Origin of the sequence: Bacillus hominis, assembly GCF_018332515.1 — a bacterium.
Classification (GTDB): Bacteria; Bacillota; Bacilli; order Bacillales; family Bacillaceae_G; genus Bacillus_A; species Bacillus_A hominis.
Genome location: NZ_BOQD01000329.1, coordinates 1 through 1,580, shown reverse-complemented (window position 1 = coordinate 1,580; position 1,580 = coordinate 1). Strand labels below are relative to the sequence as shown.

Below are 1,580 nucleotides of genomic sequence, written 5' to 3'. Positions count from 1 at the left end.
AAGGGTTGTTAGAGAAGGTGAAGGAGGAGCTTAGAGCGGCGCAGAGAAATCAAGGGTAGGTGATTAAAATACTTTTGATTTTAATAACCGGTGCTATTTTCGAAGAGAAATCTAATTAATAAGCAGAAACACAATAAAAAAGAACATTGATTTTTCAATGCTCTTTTTTTATTTGCTAATCATTTATTTCTTCGTTATTTTGAGCACAAATCTCTTCAGCAATTTCTCGGATGCGATCTAGTTTAATACCATTTTTTTGTTCAATAGATAATGGATGGTCTGTTAGTTCGAGTTCAATATAAGGTTTGTAACCGACTTCTCTAGTATGAACCATTGTTTTTAAACTTACTGTATCTGGGGAATGTAATGATTTTTTCTTGAAAAGGGAGTGAAATAAAGAAAACATATTTACAAAGTGTGTCTTATTTTATTAAATGCATCACGAATCTCTTGGGTATTATTGTAACGTTCATTAATATTATCTGATAATCCTTTGTTAATAAACGCTTCGAATTCAGTACTTGGAAAGGATTTAAGTTTTCTTTTGCCTGTTACAACAAAGTAAATTAATCTTGTTAATGCGTATGTTTCATGTCTGATTTCATAGTTAGCGAAACCCTGTAGATCTAGCTTTGGATCATTAAATGAACCTTTAAATTCTGTGTTTTTACTGGTAAGTTGACTGTTTTGACGTTTCACTAAGCCGAAATCAGAAACTTTAATTATATCTAACTCATCGTATTGCTTAATTAAAATGTTATTTGGAGAAATATCTCTATGGAAAATGTTTTTTTTATTTATGTAAATAAAAGCCTCAAAAATTTGTTTAATAAGACTAAGGCGTTTTACTTTGCTTAGATTATTATGTTTTGAAATATAGGAATCTAGTGAATCATTTGCGTACTCCATAATGTATTGATGATTTTCTTCATCAAATGTATATACTTCGAGGATATATGGAGACTTTAGTTTTTTCATTTCCTCAAACTCAATTTGGAATCGTTCGTATTCCTTAGGAGATAGATTATTATTAGCTTTTTTCACAGCGAAAATACGGTTGTAATGTTCATCTTTATATTTGTGGACAGTCGCATAGGAGCCTTGACCAATTGCTTTCATAGGATACAAAATTTTATTTGTTGACCTTGTTATTGAGACAGCTGATTGCAAAGTAAATATAGGGTTTATCTCAATTAACTTTATTTTTTCGAAGTCGTTGGGAATAGGACTTCCACCACTACTTTGTAAAAAATCATCACATTTTGCTAAAACATCTTTGTAATAAGGATCTATGTCAAAGCTATAAGATGAATTTGTTAAGATGGATTGTACAGTTTGGTACTCTTCGATTAAATATATAAGGTCACGACTTTCATCTGCAGTATAATGACGGTTGTTCAATCGGCTATTCATATATTTTAGTAAATAATTAAATTCAAAGTGGAATAAGGAAAATATTTGTTGCAGAGTATCAGGGAATTGGTCATAAAAATCTATGAATCTGTTAATATTCTTATTGCCAAACCTTTCGTTATATTCATCTAATTTATGTTTTAAATATACAAATGCTTTTTCTTTGA

The 1,580-nt window shown here is 29.9% G+C and carries 2 protein-coding genes; both read right to left on the bottom strand.

The genetic code is table 11. The annotated features are described in order from the left end of the window. Window positions 1–175: 175 nt before the first annotated feature. Window positions 176–406 carry a DUF2199 domain-containing protein gene (locus KI356_RS23885; protein ID WP_438820849.1) on the bottom strand — a complete coding sequence of 77 codons (231 nt, stop codon included), beginning with the start codon at window positions 404–406 and terminating at the stop codon, window positions 176–178. A gap of 2 nt (window positions 407–408) precedes the next feature. Continuing rightward, on the bottom strand, window positions 409–1,580 hold a 1,172-nt coding region (locus tag KI356_RS23880), incomplete at its 5' end, for a protein kinase domain-containing protein (protein ID WP_212936660.1).